The sequence below is a fragment of the Spirillospora sp. NPDC049652 genome, assembly GCF_040675125.1.
In the GTDB taxonomy this organism is placed as follows: domain Bacteria; phylum Actinomycetota; class Actinomycetes; order Streptosporangiales; family Streptosporangiaceae; genus Spirillospora.
In genome coordinates this window covers 1-1,418 of sequence record NZ_JBFAOF010001404.1, presented here as the reverse complement: position 1 = coordinate 1,418, position 1,418 = coordinate 1, and the positions used below count along the sequence as shown (strand labels likewise).

Genomic DNA, 1,418 nt, shown 5'->3' with positions numbered 1-1,418 from the left:
CCGCGCTCCGCCCGGCGTCCGCCGCCGCCCGAGTCTCGCGGCGGCATCGGTTCGTACAATTATCAACCTCTTTTCCGAGGAACTGACAATGCCTTATCTGGTGGCCGCGGTCGTCCTCTTCGGCGTCCTTTCCGTGCTGAATCTGATGCTCACCTTCGGCATTCTCCGCCGGATGCGGGCGGACGCCGCCGCGGGCGTCCGGACGGCCCCGGGCGCGGGCGACCTGTTCGCCCTCAAGCCCGGTGCGGCGGTCCCCGAGTTCAGCGCGACGACCACCGCCGGCGAACCGGTCTCGCGCGAGTCGGCGGCCGGAGTCGTCGCGTTCTTCTCGGCGAACTGCGAGGGCTGCCACGACCTGCTGCCGAGCTTCCTCGACCGCGCCGGGACCCTCGGCCGTGAGAACGTCCTGGCCGTCTTCGGCGGCGACGAGCCCGAGACGGTCGCCGCGCTGGAGCGCGTCGCGCGCGTCGTCCAGGCCGACCGGGCGGGCGGGCTCGTGGCCCGCGCCTTCCAGAACCAGTGGACGCCCGCGCTGTACCTCCTCGGCGAGGACGGCCGCATCGCCGGAACCGGCGCCCGCATGGACGAACTCCCCCTGCACACCCTCCCCGTCCCGGCGGCCGGAAACGGGCGATGACCAGCCCGGACGACCAGGATGAGCCGCGGTTCGGCGCACGGGCGCTGCGGACGTCGGCCGCCGAGGCGGTCGCCCTGCTCGGCCGGGCCGCGCCCGTGGAGGTGCCGGTCTTCCTGGCCGTGACGGTCGCCGCGGCCGTCACGCCGATCGTGACGGCCTGGCTGACCAAGCTGGTGATCGACCGGCTGACCCAGGGGAGCGAACCGGTCGGCGGCCTCGCGCTCGGCCTGGCCGCCGCCGGGCACGCCCTGGCCGCGCTGCCCCCCGTCGCCCGCTTCGCCCGCAACCAGATCGGCCGCGCCGCGAGCCTGGAGGGCACGAACCGCCTGTTCGCGGCCGCCGAACGCCAGGTCGGCCTCCGCGCCTTCGAGGACCCCGCCTACCAGGACCGGCTCCGGCTCGCGCAGGACGGCGTCCGGCGCGTCCCCGAACTGGTGGACGGTCTCGGCGGCGTCCTCGGCGGCGTGCTGTCGCTGACCGGGTTCCTCGGCTCGCTGCTCGTGCTCAGCCCGGCGATGACCGGCCTGGTCCTCGCCGCCGCGCTGCCCGCGCTCGTCGCGGAGACCCTGCTGACCCGCCGCCGGACGGCCATGGAGTGGGACACCGAGCACCACCACCGCCGCGAGTACTTCTACGGCCAGCTGCTGACCGGCACGTCGCCCGCGACGGAGATCCGGCTGTTCGGCATCGGCGCGTTCCTGCGCGGCCGGATGATGGCCGAGCGGCGCGCCGCCAACGCCGCCGAACGCGGCATGGACCTGCGGGAACTGCGCACGCAGGG

General features: G+C 74.9%; 1 protein-coding gene and 1 pseudogene. Both read left to right on the top strand.

What is annotated here, in order from left to right:
- The first annotated feature begins 88 nt into the window (after positions 1-88).
- A complete protein-coding gene (locus AB0J52_RS40600; RefSeq protein ID WP_500188547.1) occupies positions 89-637 on the top strand; it encodes a peroxiredoxin family protein in 549 nt (182 codons plus the stop codon).
- Positions 634-1,418, top strand: a pseudogene (locus AB0J52_RS40595) (ABC transporter ATP-binding protein); the annotation flags it as partial. The gene AB0J52_RS40600 and the pseudogene AB0J52_RS40595, both read left to right, overlap by 4 nt.

What these genes read in the sequence shown, in the direction of transcription:
- AB0J52_RS40600 (WP_500188547.1), top strand. Translation starts at nt 89, where the DNA reads ATGCCTTATCTGGTGGCCGCGGTCGTCCTCTTCGGCGTCCTTTCCGTG.